The following is a 17,732-nucleotide window of genomic DNA, read 5'->3' on the forward strand; positions in this document are numbered from 1 at the left end:
GGTATTACGGGAGGAATTGGTGGCGGTGAAGGTGGCCCTCTTGGCGCAATCACTGGCATCATCGGCGGCATTACTGGCGGTATCGGCGGTGGTGATGGCGGCCCTTTAGGCTCAATCTCTGACATCCTTGGGGGGATTACTGGCGGTATCGGTGGTGGTGATGGCGGTCCTCTTGGCTCAATCTCTGACATCCTTGGTGGTATCACTGGTGGAGTTGGTGGCGGTGAAGGTGGTCCTTTAGGCGCAGTTACTGGCATTATCGGTGGCATTACTGGCGGTATTGGTGGTGAAGGTGGTCTAAGTGTGATTACAGATATTCTTGGAACCATTAATAATGGTGCAAATAGCGGAGACGTTATCGCAGGAATTGCTCAACCGATTCAAACTGTCATTAGCAATGGCAACATTGCAGTAGATACATTACAAGATCATGTCAGTACCCTATTCAGCGATGGTTCATTAGAGAGTATCAATAATCTAATTAGCGTCAGTGTTGGAAATGGGGACTACAGTCTTCATGGCAGTGTAGACGGAATTTTAGATGCATTGACTGGAACCGTCACTTCTGGCATCGCTGTCGGTGAACCAAATCCAAATGGTGGCTCTTTAACAGATCTTGTATCTCTTCAATCCCCACTCAGCAGTCTTACAGATCATCTATTCAGTTCAGTGAATCACTTCTAAAATAGATCAACTAAAAAGCCGCTGATCTCAGCGGCTTTTTTTATATTTATTATTTAATTCATATTCAATCAAAAAACTCAGGCACAAAAAAACCGCAATTAAGCGGTTTCTTCTATTAAATTGGTGCGCTCAGAGAGATTCGAACTCCCGACCCCTTAGTTCGTAGCCAAGTGCTCTATCCAGCTGAGCTATGAGCGCTTTAAGTAAAGTGGCGGTGAGAGAGGGATTCGAACCCTCGGTACAGTTACCCGTACGCATCCTTAGCAGGGATGTGGTTTCAGCCACTCACCCATCTCACCGTAACACGAGCGCAATAATACAAACTAAAACCACATTACACAAGGGATGTTCCTGTTTTTTTCTACTTTTTAAGTTCAATCAAATGTTTTTTAATCAATTTCCACATTTTTTCAGCATTTTTTGGTTCAACGCTTGTTAATATAGTGTTCTCTCCTTTATTCAGATCGGAGCAATAAACAGAATCTTGCAATCTTTGACGTGCAGTTAGAGTTTGAATGACTTATGCTAAACCGATCTGCCAGATGTGAATTGAAACGATATGACTAAAAATTGGGCCGATCCCGAAGCAAAAGCAGAAGCGCAACGTTACGATAATCCTATTCCTAGCCGAACTCTTATTCTAACTACATTAAAACAATTACAAACTGCACAGTCCCATGCAGAGCTGGTTGACCACTTTAATATCCCTGATCAAAAAAGCATTGATGCCTTGAATCACCGTTTAAGCGCTATGGTACGTGATGGGCAACTTATGAAGGATGGTTTTAAATACCAACCTGCAACCGATCTGCCAACTCATGAAGCAACGGTCTATATCAATAGTAAAGGTCTAGGTACTGCCAATATTGCAGGTCAGGACGATATCCTTTTACCTGAACGTGAACTACGCCTAGTTTTTAATGGCGACCGCGTTAAAGTGCGTCAGACCTCAGTTGATCGTAAAGGTAAGCCTTGGGGCTTTATTAGTGAAGTGGTACAACACCGCGTTAAACAAATTATTGGTAAATTGTCTGAGCATGAAGGTGAATACTTCATTCAACCAGCTAATCCAAACCAGCATCAACCCATTACTTTAGAAAAAGAATTGATTGAGCATGCCAATGCTAAAGTTGGTGATATGCTGCGTGTTGCAATTGATGACTATCCAACACGCGAAGAACTGGCGACAGGCCATATCGTTCAATCGATGGCAGATAAAGCTGATACCGAGATTATCATTCCACAAACGATTCTAGAATTTGGTCTGCCTTACGAATTTCCAGAAGCTGTGGTGAAAGAAGCAGAAAGCTTTAAAGAACCATCAGCAAAAGATCTTAAAGGGCGTGTTGATCTACGTGATCTACCACTGGTTACTATTGATGGTGAAGATGCACGTGACTTTGACGATGCCGTATTTGCAGAAAAACGTGCGGGTGGTGGTTACCGCGTCGTGGTTGCAATTGCCGATGTTAGCCATTATGTGCGTTTAGACTCGCCCTTAAATGAAGAAGCAGAAGAACGTGGTACATCGGTTTATTTCCCGCACTTTGTATTGCCTATGCTTCCAGAAGCGCTATCAAATGGCTTGTGTTCTTTAAATCCACATGTTGACCGTCTGTGTATGGTCTGTGATTTAAAACTGTCTCGTGCAGGTAAAGTCACAGGGTATGAGTTCTACCCTGCGGTGATGCATTCCAAAGCTCGTCTGACTTATACCCAAGTGGGGCAATATTTTGAGGGAGCAACCAATGCGATCCCAGAAGATAAGAGCATTCATAAGTCACTCAATACACTCTTCCAGCTTTATCAAACACTAAAAGGCTTACGTGCTGAACGTCATGCAATGGAATTTGAAACCGTTGAAACCTACATGACCTTTGATGAGTTAGGCGGAATCAAGGAAATTTTGCCACGTACACGTAATGATGCGCATAAACTGATTGAAGAATGTATGCTGCTGGCCAACGTTGCTGCAGCAGAATATGCTTTAGAACATGATATTCCGATGCTGTATCGTGTGCACGAAGCACCAGAGTTTTCACGTATTCAGAAAGTGCGTGACTTTGTGAAATTGCTGGGTCTGCCATTCCCTGAACAGCCAACTCAAGCAGATTATCAAGCCGTCATTGAAGCGACCAAAGATCGTTTAGATGCACCAAGTATTCATGCAGTGTTGTTACGTTCGATGATGCAAGCCTACTATGGTGCGAAGAATGCAGGCCACTATGGTTTGGCATATGAAGCCTATACGCATTTCACCTCACCGATTCGTCGTTATCCTGACTTATTATTACACCGTGCGATCAAAGCGTATTTAGACAAAAAAGTGTATCCACTGTCAGGTGCAGCGTTAGATGATGCCGGTGAGCATTTCTCCAAGACAGAACGTCGTGCTGATGAAGCATCACGTAGCGTCACCATGTGGTTGAAATGCCACTATATGCAACAGCATATCGGTGATGAATTTATCGGGGTAATCAGTGCAGTCACTGAGTTTGGTTTGTTCGTGACCCTCAAAGACCTCTATGTCGACGGGATGATCCATGTCAGTCAGTTAGGTGATGACTTCTTCATTTACGATCAGGCGAGTCAAAGCTTAATGGGTCAAAATCGCGGACAATCCTTTAGTCTCGGTGATGAAGTGAAGATTCAAGTTGCGGGTGTAAACTTGGAGGAACGTAAAATTGACTTCCAGTTGGTTCAACAACTGACTCATTTAGGCCGTGTGATTCGTCAGAAAGCACCACGTACGGCAACCACATCGAATCGTACACAAACCACTGAAGAAGTATTTAGCAAAACCACAGCTAAGGTCAGTACGGACGGCGAAAAACCTGTACGCAAGAAAAAGGATAAGAACAAACCAAGTTCTTACACCCAAAAACCTGCAAAAAAAACCTCAGCCAAGCCTGAAAGCAAAGAAAAGGCCAAGAAAAAAGTGAAAAAGAAAAAGTCGAATGCGAAAGCAAAGGCTGAGTAATTTCTACAAGATAAGAGAGCTTCGGCTCTCTTATCTTTTGTTATATAATAAAAAAATAGACTATTTCTAAATATAAATAAAATCCGAATGACTCACTACCGCATCACAAAATATTATTATCACCATTACTTTTCTATTCTCTTTTTCTTTCTCACAATCGGTGCTGCTATTTCTGTATTTTGGAGTGATTTTTCACCTAGCTTTACGGTAGAAATTGTCGCCTTGATCATTGCATGTTTCCTCTATGCCTTACTCCTTGTTTATTTTCTCTATTTGAAAAAAAGACAGGAATGGGTGATTCCCAGACAATGGAAAAAAGTACAAAAACAACCTAAACGTTTTGCTTTATTTATTTTCCCTTTATTCATTATTCCCGTACTCTGGCTCAACTTGGCTGGTACGCTTCCAATGATCTGGACATATATCACTGGAGATTCGGAAATTATAGAGGCATCAGCGATTGCCGAAAAAAAGCACACGAGACATGGAAATATCTATTTTTTTAAAACAGCTTATTCCGACATACCAATCTTTAGAATGACATCGACTGAATATCAGGTATATAAAAATCATCAACTCAAATTAAAGCTGTCTACCCGTCATAGCACATTCGGTACATATGTAATGTCGATTGATGAAATTCAGGTCGCAACGCAAAGCCCAACGAATAAATAATCAATCAACCTTGATTTCTCCCTCGCTAAGCCCTACATCTATAACTATGTTTAAAGATGAATATGGCAAAAATACAATGACACTCCAGCAAGCGACACTTCCCGTTCCTCAATTTGATCAAATTCAACTTGCCGATTTAAAACAACAGATCGAACAAACCATTCAAAACGGTCAAAACTTCTTAAATCAACTCAATGAAGTTCCACAAGGGACTGAAGGCCAACTGGCAACATTGACCGAAGTTGATCAACTTGAAAATAATATGAGTGAAGCATGGGGTGTTTTATCCCATCTCAATGCGGTGATGAACAATGCGGAAACCCGTGAAGTCTATCAAGCACTGCTACCAAGTTTAAGTGAATACTATACACAGCTTGGACAACATACGGCGCTGTATCAAACCTATCAGCAGACTCATGATAGCGCGGCATTTCAAACGCTGAGCGAAGCACAACAAAGCGCGATTAAACTCGCACTACGTGACTTTAAACTGTCTGGTGTTGCACTCCAAGGCGAAGCCAAAAAGCGTTATGCCGAAATCTCAGCACGTTTATCACAGCTATCTTCAGACTTCTCTAACCATGTACTCGATGCAACCCAAGCTTATTTCAAGCCTTTAGCTGAAGCGCAACTCAAAGGCCTGCCACAAAGCAGTGTTGAACTGTTAAAACAATATGGACAACAGCGTGAGCTTGAGCAAGCCGTTGCCACACTCGACTTCCCTGCCTATTTTGCGATTATGACCTATGCCGAAGATCGTGAGTTAAGAGAAGAACTGTATAAAGCCTATGTCACCCGTGCCTCAGAACAATCTGTCAAAACTGAATTTGATAACACACCAGTGATGGAGGAAATCCTGAGCTTACGTCAAGAAATGGCGCAACTGCTCGGCTTTAACAACTTTGCTGAATATTCACTTGCTAGCAAGATGGCACCTGATGTCGAAACCGTAGATAAATTCTTGGTTGATCTGGCAGAACATGCGCGTACCCCAGCACTTGCTGAAATCGCAGAATTGAAAGCGATTGCACAACAAGAGGGTATTGATGAACTCAAACCGTGGGATGCAACCTACTATTCTGAAAAGTTGAAACAACAGCAGTTCAATCTTTCTCAAGAAGCACTTAAACCCTATTTCCCTGCACCGAAAGTGGTTCAAGGTCTATTCCAGATCGTAGAACGTCTTTACGGTATCCAGATCATCGAACGCCAAGCCCCTGTTTGGCAAAATGATGTGCGTTATTTCGAAATTGAAGATCAAGGCCAAGTGGTCGGTGGTTTCTACTTTGATTTATATGCCCGTAACGGCAAACGTGGTGGTGCATGGATGAGCGGTTTCCGTTCTCGTGTACAAACAGCCAATGGCCTACAAAAACCAATTTGCTACATGGTATGTAACTTTACCCCTCCGATTGGCGATCAACCTGCGCTACTGACTCATGATGAAGTGATTACTTTATTCCATGAGTTTGGTCATGGCTTACATCATATGCTCACCGAAGTAGATAACATCTCTGTGGCAGGGACACACGGCGTGGCGTGGGATGCGGTGGAATTACCAAGTCAGTTTATGGAATTCTGGGCATGGGACAATGAAAGTCTAGATGTACTCAGCGAGCACACTGAAACTAAACAAACTTTGCCACAGGAATTGTTATCTGCGTTACTCAATGCACGTTTCTTCCAGTCAGGTATGCAAACCTTGCGTCAGATTGAGTTTGCTTTGTTCGACCTCACTATTCACCGTCAAGCACCGGCATTAAACAGTCAGCAAATCCAAGCCACCTTAGATGATATTCGCGATAAATTTGCGGTTGTTCCCGCGGTACCTTATAACCGCTTCCAACACAGCTTCAGCCACATTTTCGCAGGTGGTTATGCAGCAGGTTATTATTCTTATAAATGGGCAGAAGTTTTAGCCAGTGATGCCTTTGACCGTTTCGAAAGCGAAGGTATTTTTAATACCGAGACTGGAAAAGAGTTTAGAAAGTTTATTCTAGCAGTTGGCGGAAAAGATACGGCACTTGATGCGTTTCGCAATTTCCGAAAAAGAGAACCCAAAATAGATGCATTATTACGTCATCAAGGTTGGACGAACACCGATAAAACCGCTTAAACTACGTCATTATTGTTCATAGGGTGTAATTAACTGACATGAAAAGACAGTTCATCGCGGGCGCAAAATGCCCGAAATGTGGGGCCTTAGATCGTGTGGTTAAGATCATCACTATGGATGACGAGTGGATTGAATGTATCGAATGTGCTTATAGCGAAAAACGGCCAACCCATGTGGAACAGACGCAACCCGCTGAGCCAGATGAAATTGGGGTGATACAATTCAAACCTCGTCATTTTGACTAGAAGGTTAAAAATGATGTCCACATACCAAACAGAAAATTCCAAATTATTATGGATGATAATTGGTGGAATAAGTGTTGTCGTGGTGCTGTTCCTTGCTGTCCAATGGTTCTTAGCTCAAAAAGATCAGCAACCAACAACATCCACACCCGCTCAGCCCGTTGCTGAAAAAACCGTTGCCCCAGTACCCACTGAAGCAACGGCTACAGCTGAAGAAGTAACGACGGCAAGCAGTGATGTCGCTGCACCGATCCAATTGGTTGAAGAATCAATTGTGAAATCGCCACTTCCTGCAAATGATAGTTTGGCAAAAGAAGAAATTGCCAAACTGGATGATATTCATCAACAACTGCAAGACCAACAACATGATTTGAAACAGCAGAATAGCGATGTGGATACTTTACTGAAGCTGAAAGAAGATCAAATCAAACTTCTAGAAGCCCAAATTGCGGCCCAAAATCATTCTTAAACGAAAAAAGCTTTAACCTCGGTTAAAGCTTTTTTATTGCCGGCATCGTTAATCTAAAATGTGTTTGGACGCTGATTTCAGTTGAATCGGTTTCTGAATGGTTTGTGCAATCAGAATTCCAATCAAGGTTAGTCCACCACCAATATAATGGAACATCTGCAAATGCTCGCCCAGTAAAGCCACCGCAATCAATGCCGTAAATAAAGGCAATAGATTCATAAAAATACTATTTCGATTCGGTCCTAAATGTCTCACACCCTCTATCCATAAATAAGACAACAATACCGACGAAAAAATACTGGCGTAAACAATCAGTGGAATGGTCTGTTGGTTCAGTTGCATCTGCGATGCTGGCAAAAATATAAAGAATGGCAGTACATAGACAATGGCGAAACTGGATTGCACAAAATTCGATTGCCAAGCAGGAATTGGCATTTTCCAACGTTTCAGCAACACACCATATAAGGCATAGCCTGCCGCAGCAATCAACATTAAACCATCACCCAAATGCACACCTTGTTTCCAGATCGTAGTAATTGCCCCATGACTTAACAGATATAAGATGCCATAAAAAGACAAAGCGCCTCCGAACAACATGCCATAGCTCAACCGATCTTTCAGCATCACGCTACTTAAGATCATGGTCAGTAAAGGAATCAATGCCGTCACAATCGCCATATTGGTGGCTGTGGTAGTTGATGCAGCCTGATAAGACAAGAACTGGAATAAAGATACAGATAGAAAACCACCCAATGCCAGCTGCTTCCAATATTGTTTGATGGTGTGTCGATTGTTCCAGACGGGAATCAGTACAAAAGTACTCATCACAGCGAGCGCCAGCACCAGACGATAAAACGTGATTGCCACAGGAGAAATGGCATGACTGGCCATTTTAGACACCACCACATTCCCTGCCCAAAATAAAATGGCGAATAAGGGATAAAAAAAAGCTTTTTGAAACATGCGCTAGACCTCTACATTGCGGTATCGATCATGCTAAAAAATAATCAATTTATTGTTTCTCGACAATTAGACAACTACTATCGAGAAATGGACAACTTATTTTCGGACATTTGAAACATGGGGAAAAACTTTGAACATGGATACTTAGATTATCCGATCTATGCTTTTTCAGAAAATTACCCACATGGGCATATTGAAGATTGGCATAGCCATGATCGAATCCAGTTGATTCATACCCTATCAGGCGTGATTCGAGTGCAAACCCATGAAGGAATTTGGATTACCCCACCTGGACGTGGCGTCTGGATTCCTGCGCATAAACCACATGCCTTACTCAGCAGTGGAGATGTCAAGGCACGGGGGATTTTCATTGACACCATAGCACAAAGTTCAGAATGCCGAGTTGTCACCATTCCTGCTTTACTACGGGAACTGATGAGTAATGCGATGCAGATCAAAACAGCAATCCAGCCAAATAGCCGTGATGAAAGACTGTTACAGTTGATCTTAGACGAAGTTCGGGTATTGCCTGCACTTGCCTTTAATTTGCCAGATCCCCAAAATCCACGCCTGCTACAGCTCTGTCAGCAGATCAAAAGCAATCTCAGTTTAAACTGGAATCTAGAAGATACGGCTGAACAACTGCATATCAGCAGTAAAACACTGGCACGGCATTTTCAAAAAGAGACGGGACTGCATTTTTCTCATTGGGTCCGTCAAGCTAAACTGATGCAAGCTATGATTGATTTGGCCCTAAACAAACCAGTTTTAAATGTAGCCTTAGACTTGGGCTATGACAGTCCAAGTGCCTTTAGTGCCATGTTTAAGCGTGAAACCAGCATGACACCGAGTGATTATCTCAAACAATTCTCTGAAACAGTTGTCTAAGCAGTTAAATAACATTGAGTTGAAAATCGCATTCCTTTCATCCCTACAGCAGCATAAAATAAGCTCACTCTCGCAATATTCGAATCACTATGGATGCTCAAAAAACCAATCGCAACCTGATGATGGCGATTGGTTGCCTCACCCTTTCTGCGCTGCTTTTTTCTGTGATGGGCATTTGTATTCGTTATGCTTCACATAGCGTAGATAACTACACCATTGTATTTTTCCGCAATGTGGTTGGGTTGATCCTGTTTTTGCCTTTTATCTTTAAACAAGGAACCAGTTTTGTAAAAACAGAAAAACTGTGGATGCATACATGGCGTAGTATTGTTGGGCTTGCCGCCATGTATGGTTTTTTCTACGCGATTGCGCATTTAAAACTTTCCAATGCGATGGTATTCACCTACTCTTCCCCCATTTTTATTCCTTTGATTGCTTGGCTGTTTCTCAAAGAAAAAGTCACCACGGCGATGCTTTGTGCCGCGGGACTCGGCTTTATTGGGGTGTTCTGTGTGGCTAAGCCCGATCAAGGTTTATTGAACTGGATTTCTATTGTCGGGATCAGTTCCAGCCTATTGGCTTCAATGGCCTTTGTCACCGTGCGCGCCCTGACGCAAACCGAACCTCCTGAACGCATCGTGTTTTATTTCTGCTTGATTGGTTCTTTGCTGTCCGTGATTCCGATGTTTTGGGTATGGCGACCTTATCATTTACAGGAATTATTGTTCTTGATTGGTGCAGGCGTGCTCGCCAATGTCAGCCAGATTTTTATGTCGCATGCCTACCGTCTTGCCCCTGCTGGACAGATTGCACCCGTCAACTATATCGCGATTATTTTTGCAGGACTCTGGGGCTTTTTACTGTGGAATGAAGTGCCTGATTTATACAGTGTGATTGGTTTTGGCATTATTCTCTCAGCGATTTTGTTATGTAGTCCTTTCATACAAAGAAAGACGTTATTTAAATAAGCCAATCGCCTATTTATCACGGATCCTTAATAGAAAGATCACCTATTATTTTATTAGACCTTTTGATAAATTGTGCGACTTTATAACAATTGGAAATATCTCATGAAAAAAATATTTTTAACTTCATTAATCGGGGCAGTTTTAATTTTTTCTGGCTGCTCTACCACAATGCCTATTAACTATATTGCCTCTCCATCTATTCGAGGACAGGGCGATATCGGTGTTGGTGTATTCAAATATATCCCCGCTGAAAAAGGTTTAGTTAAACAAAATGAGTTTCAAAAACCAGCAGCAGCGCTTGGTAGCATGTATATGTCTGATAAAGCAGATGTATTATTAAAATCATCTTTAACTAAAGAATTAATTGCCTCAGGATTCAACCCAAACCAAGATGCCGATCTCAAAATCTCCGGAGATGTTCAAAAATTTGAATATAATTGGATTGGCTTTGTAGAAGTCGACTTCTATTTAGACGTCGATTATTTAGTCACCAAAGGTGGGAAAACGATTTATAAGAACACCATCAAAACACATAAAGCTGCTCCAAAAACAGCTGGAGGAACAGATTCTGAGGCTGTACGCTCAGCGATTTCTTCAAATATTGGAGAACTATTACAAGCTTTAAGAGATCAGAAAATTATCTAAAATAGCTTTTCAAATAATTTTTCTTAAATCCTATTAATAAAAAAGCACCCGAAGGTGCTTTTTTATTTTCAACTGTTAATGTTTATACCAGCCAAACATCTGGAAAATATACGGTGCATACGTCACCAACACCAACGATGAAAACAAGACGATAATCGGTAACAACCAACGCTCATAGCGGAAGTAGAAACTGGTGTATTTCTCTTTCGCTTCCTTATCGGCGGCCGAGACCTCTTCATCCCCGACGGAGAGTCGCGTCAGCAAGTGGTTCAAGGCAACAGGCGGTGTTACATAACCCAATTCGAATGCCACCAATACGATCATCCAGAAGTGAATCGGATGAATACCATTCTCGTAAGCAACAGGTGCAACGGTTGCAGCAACTAAGATCACCGCACCGAATGGATCGGTCGTCATACCAATAATCGCAAGTAACAACGCAATAAAGGCAAGAGAAATATAGATATTGCCCAAGTGTGCTGGCAATAACTCAACCACTTCTGCACGTTCAATTAAGCCACCGACACTTGCAGACAATGCCATTAATAGAATTAATGCACCGATATGTCCAACTGTTTCTGATGTTGCAAAACGTAATGCTCCACCAAAACCAAAGCTCTTGCTACTGTGTGGATCATGCGATTTCAAGAATTCTGATTTCTTTTCATGCTCACGAACCAATGCTTCATGTTTCGCATCGACCACTGGTGCGGGTGCAAGTTTTGAAGCAAATAACTTGTCAAACAAGATCATTGCAATCAATACCAACGGTAAAATCATTGGCGCAGTAAATTCATTGATTGACGTATCTAAAGCAAGCTTATAGAACATCACCACAGCAAAACCAATGATGATATACGGGATCACAGGCACACATGCACGTAACATCCCTGGCACCGCGATTTTAGGTGAGTTCACACGGAACTTTTCCTCTGCAAGAATCAGAGAAACACCTAAGAAGATGAAGGCTGTTAACCAGAAGACATAGATACCATGATCAAATAATTCAGTCGACGTTACATGACGACTGTCGAGCATCGAGATTAAGATAACCAATAAACATGGACGAATCACCACACCCAAAGAACCAGACATTGCCGATACAGCTAAGGCATATTGACGGCGAGCACCCGAGTTCCAGACTTCTTTATAGATGATTGCACCCGCTGCAATAACGAAAATCCCCGAAGCACCTGTGTATGCTGTTGGAATCGCCGCCGCAATCAAGATTAACCAAGTTAAGGTTTCTGGCGCCAAGTTCCATGGACGTAAGATATTTAAGAATAAATCCATCACACGTGTTTGGGTCAGTAACATACCGGCCCAAATGAACAATGCCAGATTTAAGAAAATACCCGAGAACTCAACCAAGATACCTAAGTAGATCCCTTGCCCCATTGGATAATCCATGAAGAAGGTAAATACAATTCCTGTCACCAAAGACATAAAGGCATACAGAGGAACGCTCAGTAGCGCTAAACCAAAGTTACCCTTCGGTTGTGCTGTTTTCGGAATAAAGATGAACTGGAAGACACTGATGATGGTCAGTGACACAAATAGTGCAATCCACAACCAATACAAGACTGCTGTTTTTCCAGCAACTTCAACACCTGAATTCAATACTGAATGGTATTGGCTAATCACCGAATAACTGAGTAAAGCATTACCAGCAACCATCAACGCCGAATAAACACGGAAGTCGATTTTAGTTTTTGGTGCACGTAAACCAATGTGGTGATAACGTAAAGATGCTGTAATTGAAGCAAACAACACCATGATTAATAAAATAACAGTTTGGTTTTCAGAACCTAATTTAAAGATCCCGAAGAAAGTCGTTTCAACTTTACGATAAGTACGAATACTTGGATGTGCTTCCAAGTGCTTCATTGCTTTATCATAGAATTGGTATTTTTCTTCACACTGCTGCTGTGCGGCCAATAAAGACGCACGTACATCAGCTTCAGAAGCCGCACCAAACATACTTGCAAATTCATCGGCAGCATTGGCTTTCATCTGCTCTTGAACTTGTGCATCAATGTTTGGATGTCGATCACAAGTTGGTTTTTCAGGTTCCGCACGTAAAAACGAATATTGCATCCCTGTTGTTTGATCACCGTAAAGACGCTCCCCCATACGAAGCATCTGACCGTGAATCATTTCGCCTGTACCAATAAGCAACGTCATTAGCAACAAAGCAAGAATAATGAAGGTTGATATCCAATCATTCCAGATAGTGCCTAACCGGGCTAATCCAGACTTATTCTCTTGATCATTTTGCATGTGTATTCCAATTTATTGTTATCAACATCCATCCAAAGATGTTGAATCATGCGCTGTCCATGGTTGATAGATAAATGAATTTACCCTTTGAATCACCAATCCCTTTTAAACCGCTTAAATTTGCAGCAAACTTTTAGAAAAAAGAATGACTGCAATCACTTTTTTGTTGGTTGTTTTTATCAATTTATGTGTTCTCTCTGGTACGCTTTATTTCCATCATCATCATAATGAAAAATTTCACGCCCAAAATAATCTTTTTACAGCCCCCCTACAGAAAGATGAATTCAGCTCTAAAGTAGGCTATACCACCTTTTCAGTCTATTTATAGCATAACTAATGCATTCTCAAAATGTTATTTTAATCACATAATAATCTTTAGTATTCTAAATTCACCTGTTGTGATTTTTTTAGCGCCACTTTTACAGTAATACCAACACAATGAAAGTCATCTTTAACCTCAATGAATAAAACAAGCACCCGAAGGTGCTTGTTTTATTTAATTAAAATAAATTAGCTATACCAGCCAAATAACTTAAAAGCATAAGGTACATAGGCAATAATCAGAATCGCAGGCACCATCACCAGCAACGGCAGAATCCAACGCTCGTAACGGTAGAAGAAGGAAAGATGACGGACTTCAGCATCCGCTTCTGCCACTTCCGCATCACCAATCGACTGTCTCGCCAATAAATGATTCAGTGCAACAGGTGGTGTCACATACCCCAACTCAAAACCAATCAGTGCAATCATCCAGAAGTGCACAGGATCAATTCCATACTGATAAGCGACTGGCGCAACTGTTGCGGTAATTAAAATCACCGCCCCAAATGGGTCCATAATCATACCCACAAAAATCATCAGCAAGACAATCAGCGTAATCACTAAATAAGTGCTGCTAATATTTTGTGGGAATGCTTCCATGATATGAATCTGCTCAAGGAAGCCCCCTACACTCACGGACAATGCCATCAAGATCACCAAAGCCCCGATATGTCCAACCGTCTCACTGGTGGAGGCATGTAATGCTTTGCCGAAAGAAACACGGCGCACAGGATTACGCGGATCATCTGCTGGGTTGATCGGCGCAGCAGGTTGAGAGCCATCCGCAGGGATGGTGTAACTATTCAAGGTACTATCCCAATGCCCAACAGGTGCTAACGGGGCTGGCTCTTTACGTAACTTATCAAATAACACCATCAGTAAAAGAATGACAGGCATCATCACTGGTGCAGTAAATTCATTGAGATCTGTCGCTAAAGCATGTTTATAGAACAACCAAATCAGGATAAAAATCACGATATACGGTGATACTGGAACGAATGCCCGTAAAGACTTCGGTAAAGCCATCTTCATTGGCGCGATTCTAAACTTCTGCTCTGCAAAGAACAGGGCAACCACCAAGAATAAGCTAGAGGTTAAAAGGAAGGTATACATACCATAGCGATAAAGCAGATCTGTCGTCACTTCTTTATTCAGTGATGCAACGACGACAATCAATAGGCAAGGCCGTAGTACCACACCTAGAGACCCCGAAAGCGCGGTTGCAGCCAAAGCAAATTGACGGCGCCCACCCGCATTCCAGACTTCTTTATAAATAATTGCCCCTGCTGCAATCACAAAAATACCTGAAGCGCCTGTATAGGCTGTAGGTAAGGCTGCTGCGATGAGAATCAACCAGGTTAAGGTCTCAGGTGCTAAATTCCACGGGCGTAAGATATTTAGAAATAAATCCACAATCCGCGTTTGTTTTAATAACATCCCTGCCCAGATAAATAAGGCAAGGTTTAAGAAAATATTTGAAAACTCAACCAACTGACCAAGATAAATTCCTTGCCCCATTGGATAGTCCATAAAGAAAGTAAAAGCAATCCCTGTGATCATCGCCATATAAGCATAAAGTGGCACACTCAGGAACGCTAAACCAACATTACCCCCCTCGCGAGTCGGTGTCGGTGCTTTAATCAGCTGATATAAACTGATCAGCGTGAGCACTCCAAACAAAATCATCCATAGCCAATAAATGATCTTCATTTCGGGGCTAATCGGCACACCCGAGTTCATCACAGAGTGATACTGGCTCATCACCGATGAGGTCAGTAAACCATTACCAATGAGCATCGCAATGCTATAGATACGGAAATCAATTTTCGTCGCGGGGCTGCGCAAACCAATATGATGTGCTTTTAATGTGGCACTGATTGCAGCAAATACCACCATAATCACTAAAAATAAAGAACGGTTCTCTGTACCAAATTTAAAGATACCAAAAAAGCTGGTCTCAACTTTACGATACGTCCGCACACTTGGATGTGCTTCGATATGCTTCATTGCCTTAGCATAAAATTGATATTTTTCTTGGCATTGTTGTCGCGCTGCAATTAAGGATGCACGAACATCTGCTTCCGAAGCAACGCCAAACATACTGGCAAATTCATCAGCGGCATTTATCTTCATTTGCTCTTGAACTTGAGCATCTATATTGGGGTTTTGATCACAACTTGGCTTTTCTGGTTCAGCGCGCAGAAATGAATACTGCATCCCAATCGCAGGATCACCGTAAAGACGTTCACCCATACGTAATAACTGACCATGGATCATCTCTCCAGTACCAATAATCAGTGTCATGAGTAATAAGAAAAGGATAACAAAAGTTGATATCCACTCGGTCCAAATATAGCTCAGTAGACCTAATCCAGATTTTTTCCCTTGATCATATTGCATATCGATTCCAATTCATTGTGGTCAACATCCCTCCGCAGATGCTGAATCTTGTAATGTACATGGTGAATAAAGAATACACCTACCTTCTCTATCACCAATCCCTCTATGTACCCACTAAATTATTATTAAGCGTCTTAATCAAATGATCATGATGTTCTAATTTTTATCTTTTTTATCAACAAATAGCCTAAACCACAGAGCAAACCACCAATTGCACCAATTAAATGTGCTTCGGTTAGGACAGGACTCCCAATTAACTGGGCAGTTCCTGTTTGCCCAAAGGTATTTTCCCAAAGCAGTTTCACAGCAATTAAGGCCAGTACCAAAATTGCAAATTTCCGTTCATTTTTATATTGCAGATATACCACACCCACTGCGGTATATAGACCGTGCAATACCCCAGAAAGCCCAGCATAAGCATCAATATAAGGTAGATAAAAATAGAAAATGAAACTAATGAAGGGTGGCAGGACTAATAGCAGTGCACATAAGTGCCAATTGCGAACATGAGGAAAAATGAAAGGTAAACAGGCAAAAGCCATCATATTCAGTAGAAAATGGATCCATCCTACATGCACCCAATGCGCAGTCCATAAGCGCCAAAATTCGGTGAGTAAACTTGGGCGCCAATAAATAAAATGATCAGCAAAAACTTGTAGACAAGCCGATATGGAAATACATATCGCAATCAAAATAACTTTGCTTATCCATACTTGATCTTTCATTGGCTGACTGCCTCCTAAAAAAACAGACCTTTTACAAGTTTAGATAGTTCATCTGTAAAAGGTCGTTTAATTCAGGTTACTCCGCTGGAGTTTCTTGTGCTGGTGCTGCCTGATCTGATGCTGGCGCAGCTTGATCCTGTGCAGGTGCTGCTTCCCCACCGTCAAACAACGAGTCCAACTCAGCTGAGCTTTCTTGTTTGTCATCCCAGAATGAAGTTAAACCCTCATCACTGGCTCTGACACCGGTATTTTCAGTCCAATAACGATCTGCGATACCACGAACCATCAAGCCGGCCATTTTATCAATCAATCTAAACTGTGGATTTGCAGGTTTATCTTCGCCTGTTGCCGCAGCATATGAACGGAAAGCATCCCGCAGTTTGGCATCATCACCACTGGCTTGTGCAGCAACAGCATAGAGTGCATGGGCTAAACGAACACCCTTCTTCTCACCAATTGCCATAGACTGCTTCATGGTCGCATATGGTTCAGGCTTACCATCACCTGCACCTGGTAATAAAGTCCAGATAACAGCACGGGTTGCCATTGGTGCACCCCAGAATTTTTCATTATCCAAACACGCCATACCACGTTCAACGATACCTGCAATATCTTTAGGTACATTGATCGCACCACCAGAGTTAATATCGTTGGTCATGGCTTGCAAACCACTCACCATACCGAGTAAATAAACGGTTTGGTCTAGGTCATTACGCATGGTTGGGCATGAATCGCCTAACTTATATTTGTATTTAGTTTCCCAACGGTTAGCAAACAGCTGATAACCTGCGTATTGACGTTCAGCAGCAATTCCCGCCCAACGTTTCTGTTCAATACGTGCATCTTGTGCTTCTGAAACGTTACCTGCTTTAGAAGCACGCAGGTAACGTAACTCTGCCTCTAAAGCTTGATTCTCAGCACAAACGCCCGCTGCGGTATATAACAATACCGCCATGCGGGTTGGGTCAGCACCCATATCTTTGGTTGACATCACGGCAGGGGTTAAAGCATTCCCTGAGTTACACACCATTTCAGCATCATCCATTGCCAAAATTGGTGGAACAATATGGTTTTCACCAAAACCAAGTGCGACATTCGCACCCGTTTTAATCACATATGAACATCCTGATAGCATTGATGTTGTCAATACAGCAACCGCCACACCTTGTCCAATTTTTTGGAGTTTAGACATACTTCCTGTCCCTCTAATAATTTGTTTTTTCCTTTTAGCTGTACATTATCAGATGCATAACCTGAATTAAAGAGTAATTGCTCTAATTTTAACCTAGACATTTTGACACAAATCACAGAGGAATGAATTGACACTTGAGCGGCTTAACAGAAATTTCAGGCAAAAAAAAGTAGCATTGCGACGG

13 protein-coding genes, 2 tRNA genes and 1 pseudogene are annotated in these 17,732 nt (G+C 42.0%); 9 read left to right on the forward strand and 7 right to left on the reverse strand.

Annotated features, from left to right (window positions below; translation table 11 throughout):
• Positions 1-684 (forward strand): annotated as a pseudogene (locus F896_RS18955) (agmatine deiminase); the annotation flags it as partial.
• A gap of 121 nt (positions 685-805) precedes the next feature.
• On the opposite strand, the gene F896_RS18950 reads toward F896_RS18955, so the two are convergent.
• Both F896_RS18950 and F896_RS18945 read right to left on the reverse strand, forming a co-directional pair.
• A tRNA-Arg gene (locus F896_RS18950) sits at positions 806-882 on the reverse strand.
• A gap of 11 nt (positions 883-893) precedes the next feature.
• Positions 894-983, reverse strand: a tRNA-Ser gene (locus F896_RS18945).
• A 260-nt stretch (positions 984-1,243) separates the two neighbouring features.
• Here F896_RS18945 and rnr point away from each other — a divergent pair.
• The 5 genes from rnr to F896_RS18920 all read left to right on the forward strand — a co-directional run bounded on the left by rnr (position 1,244) and on the right by F896_RS18920 (position 7,166).
• Positions 1,244-3,664: a ribonuclease R gene (gene rnr / locus F896_RS18940; protein WP_016162182.1), complete on the forward strand. Its 2,421-nt coding sequence runs from the start codon at positions 1,244-1,246 to the stop codon at positions 3,662-3,664.
• Positions 3,665-3,751: 87 nt separating this feature from the next.
• The gene (locus F896_RS18935; RefSeq protein WP_016162183.1) at positions 3,752-4,339 is read left to right on the forward strand and encodes a hypothetical protein; all 588 of its coding nucleotides are present in this window, start codon (positions 3,752-3,754) and stop codon (positions 4,337-4,339) included.
• 76 nt (positions 4,340-4,415) lie between these two features.
• Complete coding sequence (locus F896_RS18930) at positions 4,416-6,455, forward strand: M3 family metallopeptidase (RefSeq protein ID WP_032882006.1); 2,040 nt, start codon at positions 4,416-4,418, stop codon at positions 6,453-6,455.
• A gap of 38 nt (positions 6,456-6,493) precedes the next feature.
• Complete coding sequence (locus F896_RS18925; RefSeq protein WP_016162185.1) at positions 6,494-6,700, forward strand: YheV family putative metal-binding protein; 207 nt, start codon at positions 6,494-6,496, stop codon at positions 6,698-6,700.
• Positions 6,701-6,710: 10 nt separating this feature from the next.
• Entirely contained in the window at positions 6,711-7,166 is a 456-nt protein-coding gene (locus tag F896_RS18920) for a hypothetical protein (RefSeq protein ID WP_016162186.1), read from the forward strand.
• A gap of 48 nt (positions 7,167-7,214) precedes the next feature.
• Here the strand turns inward: F896_RS18920 and F896_RS18915 are convergent, their stop codons facing one another.
• On the reverse strand, positions 7,215-8,129 hold the full coding sequence (locus F896_RS18915; RefSeq protein WP_016162187.1) for a DMT family transporter: 915 nt from the start codon (positions 8,127-8,129) through the stop codon (positions 7,215-7,217).
• Positions 8,130-8,246: 117 nt separating this feature from the next.
• On the opposite strand from F896_RS18915, the gene F896_RS18910 reads away from it, so the two are divergent.
• The 3 genes from F896_RS18910 (at position 8,247) to F896_RS18900 (ending at position 10,630) form a co-directional block, all read left to right on the forward strand.
• Positions 8,247-9,017: an AraC family transcriptional regulator gene (locus F896_RS18910; RefSeq protein WP_016162188.1), complete on the forward strand. Its 771-nt coding sequence runs from the start codon at positions 8,247-8,249 to the stop codon at positions 9,015-9,017.
• Between the two features lie 89 nt (positions 9,018-9,106).
• On the forward strand, positions 9,107-9,985 hold the full coding sequence (locus F896_RS18905) for a DMT family transporter (protein ID WP_016162189.1): 879 nt from the start codon (positions 9,107-9,109) through the stop codon (positions 9,983-9,985).
• Between the two features lie 102 nt (positions 9,986-10,087).
• On the forward strand, positions 10,088-10,630 hold the full coding sequence (locus F896_RS18900; protein WP_016162190.1) for a hypothetical protein: 543 nt from the start codon (positions 10,088-10,090) through the stop codon (positions 10,628-10,630).
• A 75-nt stretch (positions 10,631-10,705) separates the two neighbouring features.
• Here the strand turns inward: F896_RS18900 and F896_RS18895 are convergent, their stop codons facing one another.
• From F896_RS18895 to F896_RS18880, 4 genes are all read right to left on the reverse strand, one after another.
• On the reverse strand, positions 10,706-12,910 hold the full coding sequence (locus F896_RS18895; protein WP_016162191.1) for a TRAP transporter large permease subunit: 2,205 nt from the start codon (positions 12,908-12,910) through the stop codon (positions 10,706-10,708).
• A gap of 510 nt (positions 12,911-13,420) precedes the next feature.
• Entirely contained in the window at positions 13,421-15,631 is a 2,211-nt protein-coding gene (locus F896_RS18890; protein ID WP_016162192.1) for a TRAP transporter large permease subunit, read from the reverse strand.
• Between the two features lie 146 nt (positions 15,632-15,777).
• The gene (gene rrtA / locus F896_RS18885; RefSeq protein WP_016162193.1) at positions 15,778-16,356 is read right to left on the reverse strand and encodes a rhombosortase; all 579 of its coding nucleotides are present in this window, start codon (positions 16,354-16,356) and stop codon (positions 15,778-15,780) included.
• A gap of 76 nt (positions 16,357-16,432) precedes the next feature.
• Positions 16,433-17,548 (reverse strand): hypothetical protein, encoded by a 1,116-nt coding sequence (locus tag F896_RS18880; protein WP_016162194.1) that lies wholly within the window; start codon positions 17,546-17,548, stop codon positions 16,433-16,435.
• Positions 17,549-17,732: the final 184 nt, after the last annotated feature.

Source organism: Acinetobacter genomosp. 15BJ, assembly GCF_000400715.1.
In the GTDB taxonomy this organism is placed as follows: Bacteria; Pseudomonadota; Gammaproteobacteria; order Pseudomonadales; family Moraxellaceae; genus Acinetobacter.

Bases quoted from the DNA above. Each gene is read 5' to 3' on its own strand.
- rnr (WP_016162182.1), top strand. From the start codon at position 1,244: ATGACTAAAAATTGGGCCGATCCCGAAGCAAAAGCAGAAGCGCAACGT.
- F896_RS18935 (WP_016162183.1), top strand. From the start codon at position 3,752: ATGACTCACTACCGCATCACAAAATATTATTATCACCATTACTTTTCT.
- F896_RS18930 (WP_032882006.1), top strand. From the start codon at position 4,416: ATGACACTCCAGCAAGCGACACTTCCCGTTCCTCAATTTGATCAAATT.
- F896_RS18925 (WP_016162185.1), top strand. From the start codon at position 6,494: ATGAAAAGACAGTTCATCGCGGGCGCAAAATGCCCGAAATGTGGGGCC.
- F896_RS18920 (WP_016162186.1), top strand. From the start codon at position 6,711: ATGATGTCCACATACCAAACAGAAAATTCCAAATTATTATGGATGATA.
- F896_RS18915 (WP_016162187.1), bottom strand. From the start codon at position 8,129: ATGTTTCAAAAAGCTTTTTTTTATCCCTTATTCGCCATTTTATTTTGG.
- F896_RS18910 (WP_016162188.1), top strand. From the start codon at position 8,247: ATGGGGAAAAACTTTGAACATGGATACTTAGATTATCCGATCTATGCT.
- F896_RS18905 (WP_016162189.1), top strand. From the start codon at position 9,107: ATGGATGCTCAAAAAACCAATCGCAACCTGATGATGGCGATTGGTTGC.
- F896_RS18900 (WP_016162190.1), top strand. From the start codon at position 10,088: ATGAAAAAAATATTTTTAACTTCATTAATCGGGGCAGTTTTAATTTTT.
- F896_RS18895 (WP_016162191.1), bottom strand. From the start codon at position 12,910: ATGCAAAATGATCAAGAGAATAAGTCTGGATTAGCCCGGTTAGGCACT.
- F896_RS18890 (WP_016162192.1), bottom strand. From the start codon at position 15,631: ATGCAATATGATCAAGGGAAAAAATCTGGATTAGGTCTACTGAGCTAT.
- rrtA (WP_016162193.1), bottom strand. From the start codon at position 16,356: ATGAAAGATCAAGTATGGATAAGCAAAGTTATTTTGATTGCGATATGT.
- F896_RS18880 (WP_016162194.1), bottom strand. From the start codon at position 17,548: ATGTCTAAACTCCAAAAAATTGGACAAGGTGTGGCGGTTGCTGTATTG.